We start from the raw sequence: 20,489 nt of genomic DNA on the forward strand, positions 1-20,489 counted from the left end.
CTCTGGTCCGCTCCCCCGCTCCCGATGCTATGCCGCTACTTGTGCGGATGAGTCTGCCCGCTCGGCCCGCCGCAGCAGCACCGCGGCGAGAAGTCCGCCGGCGAGCACCGCGACGGCGCCGACCAGTTGGCTGGTCCCGACGCCGGAGGCGAAGGCGTCCGCGATACGGGCCCGCTCCCCCGCACCGTCCGCCGCCGCCAGCGCCGCGGGGAGCGATGCCGCGGCGACCGCTCCCGGTACGAGCGCGGCGAAGCGGGAGTTCAGCACCGCGCCCAGGACGGCGACGCCCAGGCCGTTGCCGAACTCGGCCAGGGTGCCGTTGATCCCCGCGCCGACGCCCGCCTTCTCCGGCGGTATGGCGCCCATGATGGCGTTGGCCATGGCGGGCATCGCGAGCGAGATGCCCGCGCCCATGACGATCAGGCCGAACAGCATGCCGCCGTATCCGGAGCCGCCGAGGAGGGCGATCGCGGCGAGCCCCGCCGACAGCAGCGTCATGCCGGAGGCGATGGTTCCGGGCGTACCCAGCCGGGGCAGCAGGCGCGCGCCGACGCCGGTGAGGTTGAGCGCCACGACGGTCAGGGCGAGAGGCGCGGTCCGCAGGCCGGCCTCCAGGGGCCCGTACCCGAGCACGAACTGGAGGTGCTGCGTGAGGAGGAACAGCGAGCCGCCCATCCCGAACGCGACGAGGATCGCACCCGCGACCGCTCCGACGAAGCGCTGGTCGCGGAAGAAGTGCATGTCCAGCATCGGGTACGGAACGCGCAGCTCCCAGACGGCGAACGCGCCGAGCACGAGGACGCCGGCCGTGGCGGACGCCAGTACCTGCGCGGAGGTCCAGCCGTGCTCCGGTCCGGAGATGATCGCGTACACGACGGCGGTCATGCCGGCGGTGGACAGCAGCGCGCCGAGCAGGTCCGGGCGGTCTCCCTGCTTGCTCATGGATTCCGGTACGAGCGTGACGACGGCGACCAGGCCGATCAGCGCCACGGGGATGTTGATCAGGAAGATCGCACCCCACCAGAAGTGGTCGAGCACGACGCCGCCGATCAGCGGGCCGACGGCGAAGCCGAGCGAGTTGACCGTCGACCACAGGCCGATGGCCTTCACGCGCTCGGTGTCGTCGAAGATCTGCACGACGACGGCGAGGGTGGTCGTGATCAGCAGCGCGCCGCCGACGCCCATGCCCGCGCGGGCGGCGATCAACTGGGCGCTGGACTGCGCGAGTCCGGCGACGAGTGAACCGATGCCGAAGAGCGCGAGTCCCGCGATCAGCATCTTCTTGCGGCCGTAGCGGTCGGCGGCGCTGCCGGCGGTGAGCAGGAGACCGGACTGCACCAGGGAGTACGCGTTGATCATCCACTGGATGTCGGCGGTGGACGCGTCCAGTTCCCCGGTGAGGGAGGGGATCGCGACGTTGAGGACGGTGTTGTCGAGCAGCACGGTGAGCTGGGCGAGGCAGATGACGCCGAGGATCAGCCAGCGCTGCGGATGGCCCTGCGCGGTGGGGCGGTTCTCGGCGGTCGTCGCCGTCATACGGGTCTCCTTGTACGGGTACGGGGGCGGGCGCGGCTTGTCCCGTACACCGTACAAGAGAGTCCTGTACGCCGTATAATTATTTCGCGTCGGTCAGGGGCGTGGTCAGGTCGTAGAGCGTCGTTCCGTCGACGGTGACCTTGGTGAAGGTGTCCTCGACCCAGGAGGCGAGGGCCGAGTCGCCGCCGGGGCCGCCCTGTCCGCCGCCCGAGTACAGCGCGACGTGGTGACCGCGCCGATGAGGGAGGCGACCACCGCGATCAGCGCGAGGGCCGACACGACCAGGCGCGTCCGCGGGGACACCGCGCGCTCACCCGCCCGGCTTGATGAGGTAGCCCGCACCGCGCCGGGTGTGGATCATGGGAGGGCGGCCGGCGTCGATCTTCCGGCGCAGGTACGAGATGTACAGCTCGACGACGTTGGCCTGGCCGCCGAAGTCGTAGCTCCACACCCGGTCCAGGATCTGCGCCTTGCTGAGCACGCGGCGCGGGTTGCGCATCAGGAAGCGCAGCAGCTCGAACTCGGTCGCCGTGAGGTGGATCCCCTCGCCGGCCCGCGCGACCTCGTGACTGTCCTCGTCCAGCGTCAGGTCCCCGACCACCAGCAGCGACTCGTCGCGTACGGCGGCGGCCGTCCCGGAGCGCCGGATCAGCCCGCGCAGCCGCGCCACGACCTCCTCCAGGCTGAACGGCTTGGTGACGTAGTCGTCGCCACCCGCCGTGAGGCCCGCGATCCGGTCCTCGACCGCGTCCCTGGCCGTCAGGAACAGCACGGGGACGTCGGGGAGTTCACCGCGCAGCCGACCGAGCACGGCGAGACCGTCCATGTCCGGCAGCATCACGTCCAGTACGACGGCGTCGGGCCGGAACTCGCGCGCGCAGCGGACCGCTCCGGCGCCGTCGCCGGCGCTGCGGACCTCCCACCCTTCGTAGCGCAGCGCCATCGACAGCAGCTCGGCGAGCGGCGCCTCGTCGTCCACCACGAGCACCCTGACGGGCCCGCCGCCGGGTCTGAGCATCTCGGTACGCATGGGCCAAGGCTGGGCGACGCGGCTGAGAGCACTCTTTCCCGTTCCTGTGAATCACCTGAGAAACCGGCGGGCCCGGGGCATCGCCGCCGCCGGACCTCTCACGCCCGCTCACCACCCGAAGAGCCGCCGCGCGTTCCCGTGGCAGACGGCCCGCAGCCAGTCGTCGCCCAGGCCCAGCCGCTCCAGGGCCTCCAGCTGGTGCCCGTAGCCGTACGGAATGCTGGGGAAGTCGGACCCCAGCAGGATCCGGTCGCCCAGGTCGGCCAGGCGGCCCCGTTCGGCCGGGGGGAAGGGCGCGAGGCGCTCGGAGAAGTCGGTGAACGCCATGGTCGTGTCCAGCCGCACCTCCCCGTACCGCTCGGCCAGCGCGAGGAAGTCGCCGTACTCGGGCATGCCCATGTGCGCCACGACGAGCCGCAGCCGCGGATGACGCGCGAGGACCCGGCCGACGGGCTCGGGACCGGTGTGTTTGCCGGGGGCGGGGCCGGAGCCGCAGTGCGTGACGACCGGGATCCCGGCCTCCGCGAGGAGCCCCCACACGGGGTCGAGCAGCGCGTCGCCGGGGTCGTACGCCCCGACCTGGAGGTGCGCCTTGAACACCCGGGCGCCGCTCTCCACCGCCTGCCGCACGTACGCCGTCACGCCCTCCTCCGGGAAGAAGGTCGCCGTGTGCAGGCACTCGGGGGTACGCGCCGCGAATCCGGCCGCCCACTCGTTGAGCCAGGCCGCCATGCCCGCCTTGTGGGGGTAGAGCATCGAAGTGAAGCGCAGCACCCCGAACTCCCGCAGGAGCGCGACCCGTTCTTCCTCCTCGTGCCGGTAGGTGATCGGCCATTCCCTCCCGGTCATGGGCCCGACGGCGTCGAAGTACGCCCACACCTTCCTGAGCACCCGCTCCGGCATGAAGTGCGTGTGTACGTCGATGCCCCCGGGCAGGCCGAGCCGCTCCCAGAAGCGCCGCACGCCCGCCGCCTCCCGCGCCCGCGCCACGCCGCCCACCGCCTCGCCCGTCATCCCGTCCGAGGCCGCCCCGCCCGCCCCGTCCGTCCCGCGTCGGTCAGCCGCGCTCAAAGCCGTAGCTCCGTTCCACCTTGGCCACGTGCACGGTGTAGCTGTCGTACCACCGCTCCCTGCCCTGCCGCTGTGCCTCCCGGTGCTCGGCGTTCCGCTGCCACTCGGCGATCGCCTCCTCGTCGCGGAAGTAGCCCACGGTGATCCCGAGCCCATCGGGCGTACGAGCCGACTCGTAGCCGAGAAAACCGGGCACCCCCCGGACGAGCTCGTCCATGCGCGCGGCGGCCTCGCCGTATCCGCCGGACGCCTCCTCCCGTCTCACGGAGGTGAAGACGACGGCGTAGTAGGGAGGTTGGCGGGCTTCGAACGGCTTGATGTCCATGACGATCAGCCTCCGCCGCCTGCGCGCCTCCCGTCCATACCCCTTGCCCTACGGGAGCCGAAGGGGATCCATTTCTTTGCCTTCCGGTCCCGGCGGCGTCAGAAGAGCCCGCCCTGCACCCCGCGTTCCACGGCTTTCACCGGCACTCCGGCGACCGCCGCCGCGCCCCCCGCGCCGGCCAGCTCCCAGCCGCTCATCAGCCGGGTGTCCAGGACCACCACTCCGCCGTCCCGCGTCCCCAGGTGCAGGTCGGGCCCGGCGGCGGCCAGCAGCCGCCCCGCCACCACCCCGTCCGGCGCCAGTTCGGTCACCACGCCGGTCATCGGCGGCAGCCCTTCGAGCCCGTACGCCCCTGCGTGATCCACCGCTGCGAACGGCGCCCGCACCAGGGACTCCGGCCACCCCGCCAGCGACCCGGCCCGCCGGTGCCACTCCTCGATCTCCCGCGCCCGCTCCACCGGCGGGGGCAACGCGGCCCGCACGGTCCTCTTCTCCTTGTACGGGATCCGGTCGGGGACCCCCAGCGCCGCCCGCAGCAGCTCCTCGGTCCGCCGCGCCGCCATCAGCGGACCGCGCCCCAGCCAGGTGAACGTCACGGCCCCCTGCTCCAGCAGCCGGGCGGAACCGCGCTCGTCGGCCGTGATGCCGACCTTGACCATCCCGGGACCGAACCAGGCCAGGTAGACGGCGTACGGGCGAGGGTCGTCGGCCATCGTGTCCGCCGCCACCGACCGCGACCGGTCGAGCCGCGCGCACTCGGGACACCGGCCGCCACTGCTGCGCCCCGGCACCGCGGCGCGCAGCGGACACCCGCCCCGGCGCGCCCCCACGCACCGCCGCTCCGCGCCCGCGACCCGGAACCCGACGTCGCCCCCGTACGCGAGCTCGCTGACGCGCCGGACCTCCTCCCGGCCTCCCCCGCCCCCGCTTTCGTACCAGGCGAGCGCCGGCCGCCCCGCCGTCCACCGCAGCCCACCGCACAGCCAGCCCATACCCGGAGGCTAACGGCCCCCACCGACAACCGGCCCTCCCGGCGGTGTCAGCCTGGGCGGCCTGCTCGTCGGCCCGGCGGCCGGTGAGGAACTGCCGGGGCAACCGCATGGATGACACTCCCCGGGGGCAGATCCGCCGATTCCACCGGTACGCCGGAAGCCCCTCGGGATGATCCCGAGGGGCTTCCGGTCTGTGCACCGGCCTTCGCTGCTCCCCGACCGAAGGGGCAGCGGGGGGCCGCAGGTTCACCAGAGTGAGGACTTGAAGAAGCGGAGGACAAAGGCCAGCAGCGCCAGCAGGAGCACCCCTGCGATCACCGCCGTGGCGGCGGCGGCCTGCGCGGACTCGGACCACCTGCCGTTGCGCTTCGTCATCGGCACCTCCCGGCGGCACTGTAGCGCGAGGTCGGCGGAGCGGCCCTCGCCCGGATGTTCGCCCTGCGTGCCCGCCGCGCCGGCCTCCGGGACGTCCCGCTGCGGAACACCCGTCACACGTGCAGCTCACTCCGTGCCGTACTTCGCCGTTGTACGGGAAACACCAGAGGCCCTCAGGATTTCTCCTGAGGGCCTCTGGTCTGCTGTGCACTCGGCAGGATTCGAACCTGCAACCTTCTGATCCGTAGTCAGATGCTCTATCCGTTAAGCTACGAGTGCTTGCCTGCGGCCTTGGCCACCGGTTCCACCGGCGGGGTTTTTTCTGCCCCGTCGGCGTTGCGAGAACAACATTACATGACCTGCGCCGTGACGCGAAATCCATTGGCCGCACCTGTGCTGAGCTGCGGAAACGACCTCCGGACGGGCACTGAACGACCGAAGCCCCGGTCCGTGGACCGGGGCTTCGGTGATCATGCGCGGAGGCGGAGGGATTTGAACCCTCGATGGGCTTTAAGACCCAAACCGCATTAGCAGTGCGGCGCCATAGACCGGACTAGGCGACGCCTCCAGCACACTCTCTCGCCTGCGCGAGTGGGTGCGTGCAGATGATGACACAGCCTTGCGGCATGCCACCAATCGCTGACCACGGTACTAGGCAGGCGGGGCCCAGAGCAAAGCCTTACCGGTTGCGCAACGCCCGGGGCCGCGGAGCGTTAGAGAGTGCGGGGCGCCCCTGCCCCCTCTTGAACCTCAGGAGCCTCCATGCTGCGCCGTCTCACCCTCACCGCCGCCGCGTCCTTCGCCGCGCTGTCCGCCGCCGCCCCCGGCGCGTACGCCGGGGCCGCGCCCGTCCCGCTCCCGGTGCTCCAGGAAGTTCTGGGGGGCGCGCAGGACACGGCGGACGACACGCAGGACCGGCTGACCGTGACGACGGCCGAGACCGGCAACCGGGCCGCCAACGGGACGTACGAACTGAAATGCGGGCCCACCGGCGGCACCCACCCCGAGGCGCAGGCCGCCTGCGACCGGCTGGAGGAGCTGGCCGGGGAGGACGGCGACCCGTTCGCACCCGTGGCGCAGGACCGGATGTGCACCCACCAGCACGGCGGGCCGGCCACCGCGCGGATCACGGGTACCTGGAACGGGCGAAGCGTGGACGCGAAGTTCAATCAGGGCAATGGCTGCGAAATCTCCCGCTGGCGCCAGATGGAGCCGGTGCTTCCCAGCGTGCGTTGAGCGCCGCGCGCCGGTCCGCCCCAGGGGGCGCTGCGGGGCACTCGTGCCTGGTCAGGGCGTACGTCGCGCCGTCCGATGTGCGCCCGGGCGCACAGAACCTTGGTGAGAGCTCCCCCTCATACGCCGTCGCGGGCATGTCCCCTGCCTTTAGACTCCCTCCAGTGACAGCTTGCGGCCCGAGGGGCAAAATGAGGCCGGCTGTCGGCAAGGTGCAGTAGTTCAGGGAGGAACCGTCGTCGTGAGCAGCAGGCCATCCCGAGGCGCTGCTCGCCTCGCAGCGATACTCGACGCACTTCCTGACGGGCTGTTGCTCGTCAACTGCAACGGCACCGTCGTCAACGCCAACACCATCGCCCTGGAGACCTTCGAGTCGCCCGGCACCGGACTCGTCGGGCGCGGACTGCTCGACCTGCTCCCGACGTTCGACTCCAAACTGATCCCCGGATCGATGCGGCGGGCGGACGGCGCGGACGATCAAGGACGTACGAAGCCGACCCGGATGATCGCGCGGCGCACGGACGGGACGGAGTTCCCGGTCGAGGTGACCAGCGCGAACCTGGAGGACGGCCGGGACGCCTACGCCTCCCACACCGAGCGGTCCGGCTACACCGGTGACGAGCTGCTGATGCTCGTCGTGCGCGATCTTTCCGGGACCGTCGACACCGAGGCCGAACTGGCCCGCTCCCAGCGCCAGACCGAGATGATCCTGCGCGCCGCGTCCGAGGGCGTCGTCGGGACCGACACGGACGGACGCGTCGTCCTGGTCAACCCGGCCGCCGCCCAGATACTGGGTTACCGCGCGAGCGACCTCGGCGGCAAGGAGCTGCACCCCCTCGCGATCCACTCGAAGGCCGACGGCACGCCCTTCCCGTACGAGGACTCGCCGCTCGCCGACACGCTCAAGTCCGGGCGCAAGCACCGGGTGCGCGGGCAGGTCCTGTGGGCGAAGAACGGCAAGCCGGTCGCCGTGGACCTCACGACCGCTCCGGTGCGGGACGGCGACCAGCTGGTCGGCGCCGTGATGACCTTCACCGACCGCCGCCCGTACGACGAACTGGTCGAGAAGCAGGCCGAGGTGCTCGACCGCGAGACCAAGCGGTACGAGGAGATGGCGGGGCGGCACGCCCAGCTGACCGCCGTACTGGGCGACTCGCTGCGCGGGCCGCTGGAGGAACTGCGCGGTGAGCTGGGGACGCTGGCCTCCGACCCCGCCGGACAGCTGTGGCCCGAGGCGAACCAGATTCTGCACCATCTGGCGGCCGGATACGCCCGTATGACCACTCTTGTCGACAATGTCCTGGGCTTCCAGCGGCTGGCGGCGGGCACGGAGCAGCTCGACAAGCAGAAGGTTCTGCTCGACGGCGTCGTGGCGGCGGGGGTCGAGGGCGCGATCGAGCTCATCGGCCCGGGACGGGCGCAGTTCGCGGTGCACGCGCCGCCGATCGAGGCCGAGGTGGACGCGGGACGGCTGGCGACGGCCCTCGCGCACCTCGTCGCCGACGTGGCGGGCATCGACTCGACGGGCAAGGCCCCGACCGCCGCTCCGGGCGGCGGCTACACCGACTCGACGATCGTGGTCGCGGCGGCCCAGCGCGGTGAGGTCGTACGGATCGAGGTGCGCGGGCCGTACGCCGGCGGGGACCCCGTGCACGAGCCGATCGTGCGCGGCATCGTGGCGGCCCACGGCGGCGTGCTGCAGACGCACGAAGTGCCGGGCATGGGCGGGAACGCGTACGTACTGGAGGTGCCGCTCGGCGCGGGCTCCGGCGCGGTCGCCCCGCCGCAGGGCAAGGCCGCCGCTCCGGACCCGGCCCCCGTGCCGGCGCAGCAGGCGGCTGTGACGGAGGGTGGCGGGCGGCGGGCACGGCGGTCGTCCACCGACGCCTTCCTGGACGCCGACGTCAAGCGCGCCGCGACCGGCGAGCAGGCCGGCACGGACGCCGCCGCGAGCGCCGTGCCCACCGGGCGGCGCCGGGCGCGGCGCGGGCCGGACGACGCGGGGCCGCAGGAACGGATTCCGGCGCAGGCGGCGGGGGAGGGCGCGGGGGCCGGTACGGCTTCCGCCGCCGGTTCCCCGTCCGGTCCGGGCTCCGGCGGTACGGGGCGCAGGCGCGGGCGGCCGAGCCCCGGCGAGGGCGGCGAAGGCCAGGCGGGCGGTGCGGGAGGCGGTGGCGGCGGAGAGCTGCGGGCCGCGCTGCCGGCCGCCGCCGCGTCCGGGGCTTCGGGCACCGTGTCCGAGGGCTCTGTCGTCACGGCCTCCGAGGGCGCGCACGGAACCGGGCGCGCGGCGCTCGGCGAGACGGTGCCGCCGCAGGGCGTGCCCGTCGACGGACCGGGGTCCGGTCGGCGTGCGCGGCGCGGTGAGGGCGGGGCGCACGAGAACGTGCCCGCGCTTCCCGCGCTGCCTTCGGCGCCGTCCGCCGGGGGCGAGGCGCCTCAGCAGCCTTCCGGGCGGCGTGCGCGCCGGGCGCTCGCGCCGGCGCAGGAGCGGGCGGAGGCGCCCCCCCGCAGCCCGTTCGCGCTGCCGCCGGCCGACGCCGACCGCGTGCCGCCGGCGGCGGGCACGGCGGACGCCTCGCTGCCGGCCCGCCACGACGCCGTACGGACCGCTCCGGACGCGGACCACACGCCGCCGCAGCCGCACCCCGCGCCGGCCCCGACGGGTCGGCGGAGGGCGCGCGGCGACGCCCCGCAGGAGTGGGCGGCGGCGCACGGCACGTCGGGACCTGTGCCGACAGGACTTCCGGAGACCGCCGAGCACGACAGCGGCGCAGTCTCCGTACCGCCGAACTGGTCGGCCGCCCCCGGCGGAGCGACCGCGACCACGACGGGCACGACCCAGACATGGCCGGCCCCCGGCTTCGCCGACGGACCGACGAGCAGCGGTGAGAACGAGGCAGAAGCGGCCGAGGCCGCGCGGCACGGGGGCGCGGGAGCCGGCCGCGCCGGTGCGACGGGCCCCGGCGGCGGGGTGGCCACCGGCGGTGCGTCGGGTGCGGGCGGTGCGTCGGGTGCGGCCGGGCCGAACGGCGCGACCGGTCTCAGCGGTGCGCCGGGTACGACGGGTACGGCGGGGCCGCAGAGCGCGGGCGGGACCAACGGCGCCATCGGGCTCAACGGTGCGACCGGTCCGGCGGGTCTGGCCGGGCTCAACGGCGTAACCGGTCCGGCGGCCGGCCACAACAGCCCCATGAGCCCCAACGGTGGAATGGGCGCGGTCGGTCCGGACGGATCCATCGGCTCGAACGGCTCCCTCGGCACCAACGGTCCGGTCGGTCACAACGCCCCTGTGGGTCCCGACGGTGTGCCCGTGGCCGCCGACCCGGGCGGTCCGCACAGCGTGGGTGGCCCCAGCGGTGCCGTCGGGCCCCACGGCGCTTCTCATGCCGCAGCCCGTCACGACGCGGCCGGACCAAACGGCGGGGCCGCGGCCGGCCTCAGCGGCGTACCCGGCCCGAGCGCCGCGGCCGGACCGCACGACGCCATGGACCAGAGCGGCTCCCTCGGTACCGGCGCCGCGACCGGACCGGACGGCTCCATCGGATCCGGCGCCGCGATCGGCCAAGGCGGCGCCGCCGGTACGGCGGGCGCGGTCGGCCCGAACGGCGTCGCACCCACGCCCATGCCCCAGCAGCCCCGCGCCGCGCAGCCGTTGCCGCCCGCGCAGCCGCTGCCCGCCGAGGCGCACACGCCCCCGCCGGCCGCCGACTCCACCCAGGGCCGCGCGTTCAGCGTGCGCACCCTGGGCCAGGGCATGCCGTTCGCGCAGCAGGTCGCCCAGCAGCAGAACCAGACCCTGGGCTCCGGGCGGCGGCGCAAGCTCGCCGCCGGCCGGCCGGACGCGGAGCCGTCCACGCCCGCCGAGGGCACCGCCACCCAGGGCACCGCCACGCAGGACGCCGGCGAGCCCGGCGCCCGGCCGCACCCCCAGGGCCAGGGCCCCCTCCAGCAGCGGCTGTCGGCCCAGGCCGAGGGGCGGGCGTACGCCATAGGGGCACCCGACGAGGGCAGCGAGGGCCCCGAGCCGCTGGACGGCCCCAACGGGGCCGTGGAGGTGGCCAACCGCCCCCAGCCGCTGCCCGTGGACGACGAACTGCCCCCGGAGCCGCTCGACAACCCGCGCCGCCTCCTGGTGTGGCCGGCCCCGGACGTCTCGACGCAGCAGGCGCTGAGCGACCGCGGCTACCGGCCCGTGATCGTGCACTCCCGGGAGGAGGTCGACGCGCAGATCGCGGCGTTCCCCGCCGCGTTGTTCGTGGACCCGCTGACCGGGCCCATCACCCGTACCGCCCTCCAGTCCCTGCGCCAAGCCGCGGTGGCCGCCGAGGTTCCCGTGCTGGTGACGGCCGGGCTGGGACAGGCGACGCGTGAGGCGGCGTACGGCGCGGATCCCGCCGTACTGCTGAAGGCGCTCGCGCCGCGCGACAGCGAGCAGCACCCGTCGCGCGTCCTGCTGATCGAGGAGCACGAGGAGATCGCGCTCGCGCTCACCGCGACGCTGGAGCGGCGCGGCATGCAGGTCGCGCGCGCCGGCACGGACACCGAGGCGGTCACGCTGGCGACGCAGATGCGGCCGAACCTGGTGGTGATGGACCTGATGCAGGTGCGCCGCCGCCGCGCCGGAATCGTCGACTGGCTGCGCGCGAACGGCCAGTTGAACCGCACGCCGCTGGTCGTCTACACGTCGGCCGGCCTGGACGCGGGCGAACTGCACCGGCTCGCCTCGGGGGAGACGGTCCTGTTCCTCGCGGAGCGCTCGACGAGCGGCGAGGTCCAGGGCAGGATCGTGGACCTGCTCGCGAAGATCGGCACCAACTGAGGCGTCGGCACAGCGCACCGAAGGGGCCCCGCGTCGTTGCGGGGCCCCTTCGGCCGTTCTGGGAGAGCGGGAGGAGCGGCGTCAGAACTTCGTGACGTCCAGCTCGCCGTCCGCGTACTGCTTGCGGATCACCTTCTTGTCGAACTTGCCGACGCTCGTCTTGGGAACGGCCGGAATCAGCGCCCACCGCTCCGGCAACTGCCACTTCGCGATCTTCCCGGCGAGGAACGCCCGCAGCTCCTCGTAGTCCGCGGTCGCGCCCTCCTTCAGGACCACCGTGGCCAGCGGGCGTTCGCTCCACCTGTCGTCGGGCACGGCGACGACGGCCGCCTCGGCGACGTCCGGGTGGGCCATCAGGGCGTTCTCCAGCTCGACGCTGGAAATCCACTCCCCGCCCGACTTGATGACGTCCTTCGCCCGGTCGGTGAGGGTGAGGAACCCGTCGGTGCTGATGACGCCGATGTCGCCGGTCTTCAGCCAGCCGTCCTCGCTGAACTTGTCGTCGGGCCTGAAGTCCTCAGCGGCCGCGCCGCCGTAGTACGACCCGGCGATCCAGGGGCCGCGCACCTCCAGCTCACCGGCCGACTCGCCGTCCCAGGGCAGGGTCTCGCCGCCGGGGCCGATCAGGCGCGCCTCGACACCGGCCGGGAAGCGGCCCTGCGTGACGCGGTACGGCCACTCCTCCTCGGGGGTGAGCCCCGCGGGCGGGTGGGCCATGGTGCCGAGCGGGGAGGTCTCGGTCATGCCCCAGGCGTGGCACAGGCGCACGCCGAGCTTGTCGTACGCCTCCATGAGCGCCGGCGGGCAGGCGGCGCCGCCGATGGTGACGCTCGCCATGGAGGAGAGGTCGCGCGGGTTGGCGGTCACCTCGGCGAGCAGGCCCTGCCAGATGGTGGGGACGGCGGCCGCGTGCGTCGGCTTCTCGCGCTCGATCATCTCGGCGAGCGGGGCGGGCTGGAGGAAGCGGTCCGGCATGAGCATGTTGATGCCGGTCATGAAGGTGGCGTGCGGCAGACCCCAGGCCATGACGTGGAACTGGGGGACGACCACGAGGGTGGTGTCCTTGTCGTTCAGCCCCATCGACTCGGCCATGTTGACCTGCATGGAGTGCAGGTAGATGGAGCGGTGCGAGTAGACGACGCCCTTGGGGTCGCCGGTGGTGCCGGAGGTGTAACACATGGCCGCGGCGGCGCGTTCGTCCAGCTCCGGCCAGTCGTACGTGGTGGGGCGGTCCGCGATCAGCTCCTCGTACTCGTGCACCTGCGGCGCGCAGCCGTCGAGCAGCGAGCGGTCGCCGGGGCCCGAGACGACCACGTGCTCGACGGTCTTCAGGTGCGGGAGGAGCGGCGCGAGCAGCGGCAGCAGCGAGCCGTTGGCGATGACCACGCGGTCGGCGGCGTGGTTGACGATCCACACCAGCTGCTCGGGGGGCAGCCGCAGGTTGAGCGGGTGGAGCACGGCGCCCATGGAGGGGATCGCGAGGTACGCCTCGACGTGTTCGCAGTTGTTCCACATCAGCGTGGCGACACGCTGGTCGCCGTCGACGCCGAGCTCGTCGCGCAGAGCGTTCGCGAGCCGTGTCGCGCGTTCGCCGGTCTCGGCGAAGGTGCGGCGCTGCGGCTCCTCCTCACCGGTCCATGTGGTGACCTGTGAGCGACCGTGGATCGTCATCCCGTGCTTCAGGATGCGGGTCACGGTCAGTGGTACGTCCTGCATGGTGCTCAGCACGGCGTCCTCCCGGTGGGCGCTACGCGGCAGTAATAAGGATGGCCTGATTCTGCGCACGTACCAAGCGGTATGTCACTACTTCCGAGGATACGAATCCGCACGCCCCTCGGAGCGGTCAGCGCACCGGGGCCAGTTCCGGGTCCTCCCGGAGCTTGCGGAGCGCGCGCGAGACGGCGCTCTTGACCGTGCCGACGGAGACGCCGAGGACCTCGGCCGTCTGGACCTCGCTGAGGTCCTCGTAGTAGCGCAGGACGACCATCGCGCGCTGGCGGTCCGGCAGCCGCGTGATCGCGCGCCACATCGCGTCGCGCAGCACCTGCTGCTCGGCCGGGTCGGCCGCCGGGCCGGGGGCGAGGGCGGCAGCGGGCTCGGGCAGTTCGTCGGTGGCGAACTCGTCGACCTTGCGCTTGCGCCACTGGGAGGTGCGGGTGTTGAGCAGGGCACGGCGCACGTACCCGTCGAGGGCCCGGTGGTCCTGGATGCGGTCCCAGGCGACGTACGTCTTGGTGAGCGCCGTCTGCAGCAGGTCCTCCGCGTCGCACGGATTGGCGGTGAGCGAGCGGGCGGTGCGCAGCAGTACGGGTCCCCGGGCGCGTACGTAGGTGGAGAACGACGGGCAGGGCGCCGGAGCCGCCGCCGCGGTCACCCCCGTGGTCGCCGCCTTGGACGCGCTGGTGCAGACAGGCGTGGTCATGGCTCCACGCTAGGAGCGGGGCGGGCGCCGCGGATCGGCCCCAGGTCCCGAAAGGGGGTCCGCCTCAGGTTGTAGGGGTGGCCCCGGCCCCACCTCCTGAGGGTGGAGGGCGCCCGGCCGCGGGTAGGGGGCGCGTCTCAGGGGCGGGGCCGGCGCGGCTGTGCCGGGTGGCCGGTCAGTGGCCGACGCGGGTGGTACGGGTGGCTGGTCAGCGGCCGGTGCGGTGGGTACGGCCGGTCGGTCAGCGGCCGATGCGGGCGACCGGGGCGTCGGCCGCGTTCCGGTCGATGGTCAGGCGCCGGCCGCCGTGCTTCTCGGTGACGTTGCCCGCGTACTGGTGGATGCGGCGGTGCGGGGCCCAGGCCGACTTCGCCAGGACGCGCTCACCGTACAGCGACGGCTTGCCGTCCCAGCGGGCGAACCACATCACCGACGGCAGGTCGGTGACGCCCGCCTTGCGGGACTGCTCCATGTGCCGCACGCCGGACTCGGCGCTGCTGTAGAAACCGGGGAGGTAGTCGTGCTTGCGCACCTCACGGTTCCAGCCGCGCACGAAGTCGAGCGTGGTGCGTGCGCAGCGCCGCTTCGTCTCGTCGTACGCCTCCATGTCGAGGTAGAGCGCGCTGCCCGTGAGCATGCCGAGGGCCTTGGCGGCGCGGACCGCCTGCCGCCCCTCCTTCCTGCCCTGGCGCCACGGCGCCCGGCCGATCCGCACGTGCCGCTTGTTCTTGGCGAGCACGCACGGGGACTGCGAGCCGACGAAGGCGGGCAGGACGCGCCAGCCCATCCGGTCCACGTCCGCCACCCACTGCTTGCTGAGGTGGTGCTGGCGGGGGCAGGCGCGGCCCCGGCCGCCGATGTACACGCCGACGGCGCGGTACGGCGACGAGCGCCAGGCCCGCATCGTCGAGACCGGCGGGGCCTGGCAGGTGTCGAACGCCCGGCCGCGGAACGTCACGGTGCGGGCCGCCGACGCCTCGGTCCGCGGGGCGGGCGGCCCCGGGTGCGCCCCGACGGCCTCCCTCGCCTCGGTCCGCTGGGGAAGGGCCAGCACGCCGATCACGGCGGCCAGCGCGAGTCCATGTCCGATGAGCCTCTTTAGGTACGGGTACATGAAGGAGAGTGAACGGGTCCCCCGGCGCGCCGAGGCGCTTCACACTCCGCAGTCAGCCATCCGCGCCGAGGATCAACCCGGACGTGGGAACGCCGGTGCCCGCCGTCACCAGTGACCTGGCCGCGCCGGGGATCTGGTTGACCGAGGTGCCGCGCAACTGTCTGACCGCCTCCGCGATGCCGTTCATGCCGTGCAGGTACGCCTCGCCGAGCTGCCCGCCGTGCGTGTTCAGCGGCAGCGCGTCCTCGGCGACGAACGCGGCGCCCTCGCCGGGAGCGCAGAACCCGAACTCCTCCAGCTGCATCAGCACGTACGGCGTGAAGTGGTCGTACAGGATGCCGACGTCGATGTCGGCCGGGCGCAGTCCCGAGGTGCGCCACAACTGCCGGGCGACCACGCTCATCTCGGGCAGTCCCGTCAGACCGTCGCGGTAGAAGCTGGTCATCTGCTCCTGGCGGCGCCCGGCACCCTGCGCGGCGGCGACGACCACCGCGGGCGGGTGCGGCAGGTCCCTGGCCCGCTCGGCCGTGGTGACGACGACCGCCTGGCCGCCGTCCGTCTCCTGGCAGCAGTCGAGCAGCCGCAGCGGTTCGGCGATCCAGCGCGAGGCGGCGTGGTCGGCGAGGGTGATGGGCCTGCCGTAGAAGTACGCGGCGGGGTTCCGGGCGGCGTGACGGCGGTCGGTGACGGCGACGTGGCCGAACACGTCGGGCGTCAGGCCGTACGCGTGGAGGTAGCGCCGGGCGGCCATGGCGACCCAGGACGCGGGGGTGAGCAGCCCGAACGGCAGGTTCCAGCCGAGGGCCGCCCCCTCGGCGGAGGGCTCGCGGCGCTGCACGCCCGACCCGAACCGGCGGCCGGACCGTTCGTTGAACGCCCGGTAGCAGACGACGACTTCGGCGACGCCGCTCGCCACGGCGAGGGCGGCCTGCTGGACGGTGGCGCAGGCCGCGCCGCCGCCGTAATGGACGCGGGAGAAGAACGACAGCTCCCCGATGCCGGCCGCCTGGGCGACGGTGATCTCGGGGCTGGTGTCCATGGTGAAGGTGACCATGCCGTCGACGTCGGCGGGGGTGAGCCCGGCGTCCTCGACGGCGGCCCGTACCGCCTCGACGGCCAGCTTGAGCTCGCTGCGGCCGGAGTCCTTGGAGAACTCGGTCGCCCCGATGCCGGCGATCGCCGCCTTTCCGCCGAGGGTGTCGGCACCGCGTACGCTCATGCGTCCTGCTCCGCGACCGTGACGGTCACCCTGCCGGTGACGTGACGGCCGAGCCCGTTGGCGCCGACGATCCGCACCTCGGCCGTGCCGTCCGGTCCGACCGCGGTGACGGTGCCGGTCAGCACCATGGTGTCGCCGGGGTGGTTGGGCGCCCCGAGGCGGATCCTGACGGCGCGCAGCCGGGCGGCGGGGCCGAAGTGGTCGGTGACGTACCGGCCGACGAGCCCGTTGGTCGTCAGGATGTTCATGAAGATGTCGGGCGAGCCCTTCGCCCGGGCGGCCTCGGCGTCGTGGTGAACGTCCTGGTAGTCGCGGGAGGCCACGGCGCCCGCGACGATCAGTGTGCGGGTGACCGGGATCTCCAGCACCGGCAACTCGTCCCCGACCTTCATCCCTCCTCCTTCCACCTCTGCTCCGGTTGCTCGTCCCGGCTGAGCAAGTGGCCGAGTTCCTCCAGCGCTTCGCTGCCGGCCCCGAGGCAGGAGTCGAGCTGCCGTCCCCACAGGAAGTGCCGGTGGACGGGGTGGTCCAGGTCCGCGCCCATCCCGCCGTGCAGGTGCTGCCCGGCGTGCACGACGCGCTGCCCGGCCTCGGACGCCCACCAGGCGGCGGTCAGGGCGTGGGTGGCGAAGGGCAGGCCCTCGTCGTGGCGCCAGGCGGCCTCGTACGCGGTGACCCGTATCGCCTCGGTGTCCATGTACGCGTCGGCGGCCCGCAGCAGTACGCCCTGGTTGGCCGACAACGGCCGCCCGAACTGCTCGCGCTGCGACGTGTGAGCCACGGCCCGGGCGAGCGATCCGGCGCACACCCCGGCCTGAAGCCCGGCGAACGCGACCCGCCCCACGGCGAGCACGAACGCGTAGGCGCCTCCTTCCGGCCCGTCCGGCGCTTGGGGGCCGGGGGCCGGGGCGGAGCTACGGTTCGGGGAAGGGCGGGCGGGGGACTGGCTTCGCAGGGCCCGGCGCGTGCCGTCCCCGCCCAGCCGCTCCCCCCGCGCACCCTCCAGCGTCAGCCGGCCCGCCGCCCACGGCGCGGTGGTCTCGACCGCCTCGACCGTCACGCCCGCACCCCCGGTGTCCACCAGCCACAGCGCCCGTCCCGGTGACGCGTCCGCGACCAGGACGTGCGTGGCATCGCGCAGCCACGGCACGATGCCCGCGACGCCGCTCATCGCACCGGACGCGTCCGCCCGTATCGTCCCGGTCGACGGAAACGCCCCCGCCACCACCACCGTGCCGTCACCGATCGCCGGGAGCAGCCGGGCCCGCTGCTCCCGCGTGCCCAGTGCGGTGACCGCGAGCGTCCCGTACACGCACGTCACGGCGAACGGCACCTGCGCCGTAGTACGCCCCTGCTCCTCCAGCAGCAGCACCAGCCCCAGCAGGCCGGTCTCCTCCACCGCGGCGACCAGCCCGGCCGCGCACAGCGCCTTCCACAGCTCGCCGTCCGTGCCCGTCCCCGCTGTTGCCAGGCGGTCGTGCGTCGACAGGTCAGTGAAGATCCGCTCGGCCAGGTCCCGGGCCGCCCGCTGCTCCTCCGTGGGTGTGAAATCCATCAGACGAGCCCTCCTCTCGCACCGTCGCCGTCACGAGCGCCGTCGCCGACCGGCCGGAAGACCGGAAGGACCACGTCCGCTTCCACCCGCAGGAACTCCACCCGCACCGGCATCCCGATGCGCACCTCCCCGTGCGGCACCCCCACCACGTTGCTGACCATCCGCACCCCCTCCGCGAGCTCGACGAGCCCCACGGCGTACGGCGGGTCGAAGGCGGGAAACGCCGGATGGTGCAGGACGACGTACGAGAACACCGTGCCCTCCCCGCTCGCCTCGACGGTGTCCCACTCCTGCCCGCCGCAGTCGCCGCACCCCGGCAGCCAGGGGAACCGCAGCGCCCCGCACCCCCCGCACCGCTGGATCAGCAGCTTGTGCCGGCTGACCCCGTCCCAGAAACCGGCGTTGTCCCGGTTGACGACGGGCCGGGGGCGCTCGCCCCCGCCCCCGCCGTCCCGTGCGGCCCGCGCGGCCGGCGCGTACTTGAGGACGCGGAACCGATGCGTCCCGGCCAACTCCCCGTCCGCGCGGACATCCATCCGCGTCGTGACGAAGTACCCCGTGCCGAGCTTGGTGGTCTTCCGCTCCGAGACCGACTCGATCACCGCGTCGAACGTGATCCGGTCCCCCGGCCGCAGGTCGCGCACGTACTCCTGCTCGCAGTCGGTCGCCACCACCGACGTGCAGCCGGCGGCGTCCAGCAGCGCGAGGAGTTCGTCGTACGCCTGTGACCTGCCCGTGTGCCCCGACAGGCCGCCCATCGTCCAGGCCTGGAGCATGGTCGGCGGGGCGATCGCCCCGGGGCCCGAGTACGCCGCACCGGTGTCGCCCATCGCCTCGCACCAGTGCCTGATCATCGGCTCGTTGACGGGGTCCTTGCCGACGCCCGCCACCACGGCGGCACGCCCCTCGAACTCCTTCAGCGCCCCACGGAGACCGGCCGGATCCGCACCGGCCGCCCCCGCATCCACATCCTCACCCGCACCCGCGCTCATCGCCGCCCCCTCGGCATCCCGAGCCGCATCGTCGCCACGAGCTCGCGCTGCACCTCGCTCACACCGCCCCCGAAGGTGTTGATCTGCGCGGCCCTGTTCATGCGCTCCAGCTCACCGTCCCCCCAGGCCCCCGCGGAGCCGGACCGCACCATTCCGGCCGCGCCCGCGATCTCCTGGCAGATGCGGTACACCGCGACGGCCGATTCGGTGCCCATGAACTTGACGCCGCTCGCGTCCCCCGGCGCGAGCGTCCCCGCCCCCACGTCCCCCACCAGCCGCCAGTTCAGCAGCCGGACCGCCGCCAGCCTGGCGTGCGCCTCGGCCAGCCGGGCCCGTACCCACGGCCGGTCGGCGGGCCTCTCGCCCGTCGCCGGGTCGGGGGTCGCGGCGTACGCCCGCACCTGGTCGTAGCAGTCCTCGGCCTGCATGCCGATCGCGGCGAGCGCCACCCGTTCGTGGTTGAGCTGGTTGGTGATCAGTCGCCAGCCGGCGTTCTCCGCCCCGACGAGATTTCCCGCCGGGACGCGTACGCCGTCGTAGTACGTCGCGGTGGTGGTCAGTCCGCCGACCGTCTCGATCGGCGTCCAGGAGAAGCCCGGCGCGTCCGTCGGGACCAGGACGATCGAGATGCCCCTGTGCTTCGGGGCGTCCGGGCCCGTACGGCAGGCGAGCCAGATCCAGTCCGCGTTCTGGGCGTTGCTGGTGAAGATCTTCTGGCCGTCGACGACCCACTCGTCGCCCTCACGCACCGCACGCGTGCGGAGGGAGGCGAGGTCCGTACCGGCCGACGGCTCGGTGTAGCCGATCGCGAAGACGGTCTCGCCGCGCAGGATGCGGGGGAGGAAGAACTCCTTCTGCGCGGGCGTCCCGTACTTCATCAGGGTCGGCCCGACCGTGTTGAGCGTGACCATGGAGACCGGTGCGCCGGCCCGGTACGCCTCGTCGAAGAAGACGAACTGCTCGTCGGCGCCGCGCCCCTGTCCGCCGTACTCGACGGGCCAGCCGATCCCGAGCATGCCGTCACCGCCGATCCGCCGCAGCAGCGCGCGCTGCGCACCGGCGTCGTGCGGGTCGGCGCCCCGTACCGCCTCCCGGAAGTACGCACGGAGTTCGGCGCGCAATCGCCGCTGGCGCGCGGTGGGAGCTAGGTGCACGGCGGCGTCCTCCGGGGCAGGCGGTGTCACGCGACGACAGTTTCTGACTGTCCGTCAGCTCTGCCCGCACTGTCAAGGCTCACGACCCCGGGGCACGGCCTGCCCGCCCACAGCCCGCGGCCGGGAGAAGCGGCGACACCCCGGAAACGGGAACGGCCTGCGCGACGGGCGACAAGCGTCGCCGTCGCGCAGGCAGTCATTCACCCCGCAACACAGACCCCGGTCCCGCCACGGCTCACCAGAGCTGCGCGAAGTTGACCGCGATGGTCTCGTTGTCCTGGTCGATCGCCGTGAAGCCGGAGCCGTTGACGCTCGCCGTGTTGTTCTGGTTCGCCGCCCCGGAACCCGTCGCCACCTGCTGCGTGGTGGTCGAGTTGCCTCCGTTGTGGCCGGCCACACCGCTGCCGCTGATGGTGGCAACGGCCGCGTTCGACCCGTTGTTCGCGAAAGAACCGTTGTCCGCGACGGCGACCCCCGAGAGAAGGGCGGCCGCGAAGGGCAGGGCGGCGACGGCTGCGATGACACGAGCGGTACGGATGCTTGCCATTCGGATTCCTCCAGTAGCGGTAAGTACGGCTGATCCCCGGGCAGTTGGCCGACTGCCTCAGCGTTGTTCACGACGTCGCGAGATCAGAATTGCCCACCGAAT

The 20,489-nt window shown here is 73.3% G+C and carries 17 protein-coding genes and 2 tRNA genes; 2 read left to right on the forward strand and 17 right to left on the reverse strand.

Annotated features, from left to right (window positions below):
* Window positions 1-27 precede the first annotated feature (27 nt).
* The 8 genes from AC07FK_RS30440 to AC07FK_RS30475 form a co-directional block, all read right to left on the reverse strand.
* Window positions 28-1,536 carry an MFS transporter gene (locus AC07FK_RS30440; RefSeq protein WP_479108151.1) on the reverse strand — a complete coding sequence of 503 codons (1,509 nt, stop codon included), beginning with the start codon at window positions 1,534-1,536 and terminating at the stop codon, window positions 28-30.
* A gap of 310 nt (window positions 1,537-1,846) precedes the next feature.
* A complete protein-coding gene (locus AC07FK_RS30445) occupies window positions 1,847-2,566 on the reverse strand; it encodes a response regulator transcription factor (RefSeq protein WP_479108152.1) in 720 nt (239 codons plus the stop codon).
* Between the two features lie 108 nt (window positions 2,567-2,674).
* Window positions 2,675-3,580: an amidohydrolase family protein gene (locus AC07FK_RS30450; RefSeq protein WP_479108188.1), complete on the reverse strand. Its 906-nt coding sequence runs from the start codon at window positions 3,578-3,580 to the stop codon at window positions 2,675-2,677.
* A 43-nt stretch (window positions 3,581-3,623) separates the two neighbouring features.
* Entirely contained in the window at window positions 3,624-3,962 is a 339-nt protein-coding gene (locus tag AC07FK_RS30455) for an antibiotic biosynthesis monooxygenase family protein (protein WP_479108153.1), read from the reverse strand.
* A 98-nt stretch (window positions 3,963-4,060) separates the two neighbouring features.
* Window positions 4,061-4,954 (reverse strand): DUF2797 domain-containing protein, encoded by an 894-nt coding sequence (locus AC07FK_RS30460; protein ID WP_479108154.1) that lies wholly within the window; start codon window positions 4,952-4,954, stop codon window positions 4,061-4,063.
* A gap of 246 nt (window positions 4,955-5,200) precedes the next feature.
* Window positions 5,201-5,446: a hypothetical protein gene (locus AC07FK_RS30465; RefSeq protein ID WP_479108155.1), complete on the reverse strand. Its 246-nt coding sequence runs from the start codon at window positions 5,444-5,446 to the stop codon at window positions 5,201-5,203.
* An 89-nt stretch (window positions 5,447-5,535) separates the two neighbouring features.
* Window positions 5,536-5,608, reverse strand: a tRNA-Arg gene (locus AC07FK_RS30470).
* A gap of 198 nt (window positions 5,609-5,806) precedes the next feature.
* Window positions 5,807-5,897 (reverse strand) — tRNA-Ser (locus tag AC07FK_RS30475).
* 194 nt (window positions 5,898-6,091) lie between these two features.
* Between AC07FK_RS30475 and AC07FK_RS30480 the strand changes: the two genes are divergently transcribed.
* On the forward strand, window positions 6,092-6,565 hold the full coding sequence (locus AC07FK_RS30480) for an SSI family serine proteinase inhibitor (RefSeq protein WP_479108156.1): 474 nt from the start codon (window positions 6,092-6,094) through the stop codon (window positions 6,563-6,565).
* A gap of 238 nt (window positions 6,566-6,803) precedes the next feature.
* Window positions 6,804-11,384 carry a PAS domain-containing protein gene (locus tag AC07FK_RS30485; RefSeq protein WP_479108157.1) on the forward strand — a complete coding sequence of 1,527 codons (4,581 nt, stop codon included), beginning with the start codon at window positions 6,804-6,806 and terminating at the stop codon, window positions 11,382-11,384.
* An 81-nt stretch (window positions 11,385-11,465) separates the two neighbouring features.
* Here AC07FK_RS30485 and AC07FK_RS30490 read toward each other — a convergent pair whose 3' ends face one another.
* The 9 genes from AC07FK_RS30490 to AC07FK_RS30530 all read right to left on the reverse strand — a co-directional run bounded on the left by AC07FK_RS30490 (window position 11,466) and on the right by AC07FK_RS30530 (window position 20,387).
* Window positions 11,466-13,112 carry a long-chain fatty acid--CoA ligase gene (locus AC07FK_RS30490; protein ID WP_479108158.1) on the reverse strand — a complete coding sequence of 549 codons (1,647 nt, stop codon included), beginning with the start codon at window positions 13,110-13,112 and terminating at the stop codon, window positions 11,466-11,468.
* A gap of 115 nt (window positions 13,113-13,227) precedes the next feature.
* Window positions 13,228-13,806 carry a SigE family RNA polymerase sigma factor gene (locus tag AC07FK_RS30495; protein ID WP_479108159.1) on the reverse strand — a complete coding sequence of 193 codons (579 nt, stop codon included), beginning with the start codon at window positions 13,804-13,806 and terminating at the stop codon, window positions 13,228-13,230.
* A gap of 241 nt (window positions 13,807-14,047) precedes the next feature.
* The gene (locus AC07FK_RS30500; protein WP_479108161.1) at window positions 14,048-14,920 is read right to left on the reverse strand and encodes a DUF1906 domain-containing protein; all 873 of its coding nucleotides are present in this window, start codon (window positions 14,918-14,920) and stop codon (window positions 14,048-14,050) included.
* A 52-nt stretch (window positions 14,921-14,972) separates the two neighbouring features.
* Window positions 14,973-16,139: a lipid-transfer protein gene (locus AC07FK_RS30505; protein WP_479108162.1), complete on the reverse strand. Its 1,167-nt coding sequence runs from the start codon at window positions 16,137-16,139 to the stop codon at window positions 14,973-14,975.
* Window positions 16,136-16,531 carry a MaoC family dehydratase gene (locus AC07FK_RS30510; RefSeq protein WP_479108163.1) on the reverse strand — a complete coding sequence of 132 codons (396 nt, stop codon included), beginning with the start codon at window positions 16,529-16,531 and terminating at the stop codon, window positions 16,136-16,138. Before AC07FK_RS30510 ends, AC07FK_RS30505 begins: the two co-directional genes overlap by 4 nt.
* Complete coding sequence (locus AC07FK_RS30515; RefSeq protein ID WP_479108164.1) at window positions 16,528-17,694, reverse strand: acyl-CoA dehydrogenase family protein; 1,167 nt, start codon at window positions 17,692-17,694, stop codon at window positions 16,528-16,530. The genes AC07FK_RS30510 and AC07FK_RS30515 overlap by 4 nt, the downstream gene beginning before the upstream one ends.
* Window positions 17,694-18,686 carry a bifunctional MaoC family dehydratase N-terminal/OB-fold nucleic acid binding domain-containing protein gene (locus tag AC07FK_RS30520; RefSeq protein WP_479108165.1) on the reverse strand — a complete coding sequence of 331 codons (993 nt, stop codon included), beginning with the start codon at window positions 18,684-18,686 and terminating at the stop codon, window positions 17,694-17,696. Before AC07FK_RS30520 ends, AC07FK_RS30515 begins: the two co-directional genes overlap by 1 nt.
* Entirely contained in the window at window positions 18,683-19,840 is a 1,158-nt protein-coding gene (locus AC07FK_RS30525) for an acyl-CoA dehydrogenase family protein (RefSeq protein WP_479108166.1), read from the reverse strand. The genes AC07FK_RS30520 and AC07FK_RS30525 overlap by 4 nt, the downstream gene beginning before the upstream one ends.
* A 235-nt stretch (window positions 19,841-20,075) precedes the next feature.
* Window positions 20,076-20,387: a hypothetical protein gene (locus tag AC07FK_RS30530; protein WP_479108167.1), complete on the reverse strand. Its 312-nt coding sequence runs from the start codon at window positions 20,385-20,387 to the stop codon at window positions 20,076-20,078.
* Window positions 20,388-20,489 lie beyond the last annotated feature (102 nt).

This window comes from Streptomyces sp. NPDC046122, from assembly GCF_056429965.1.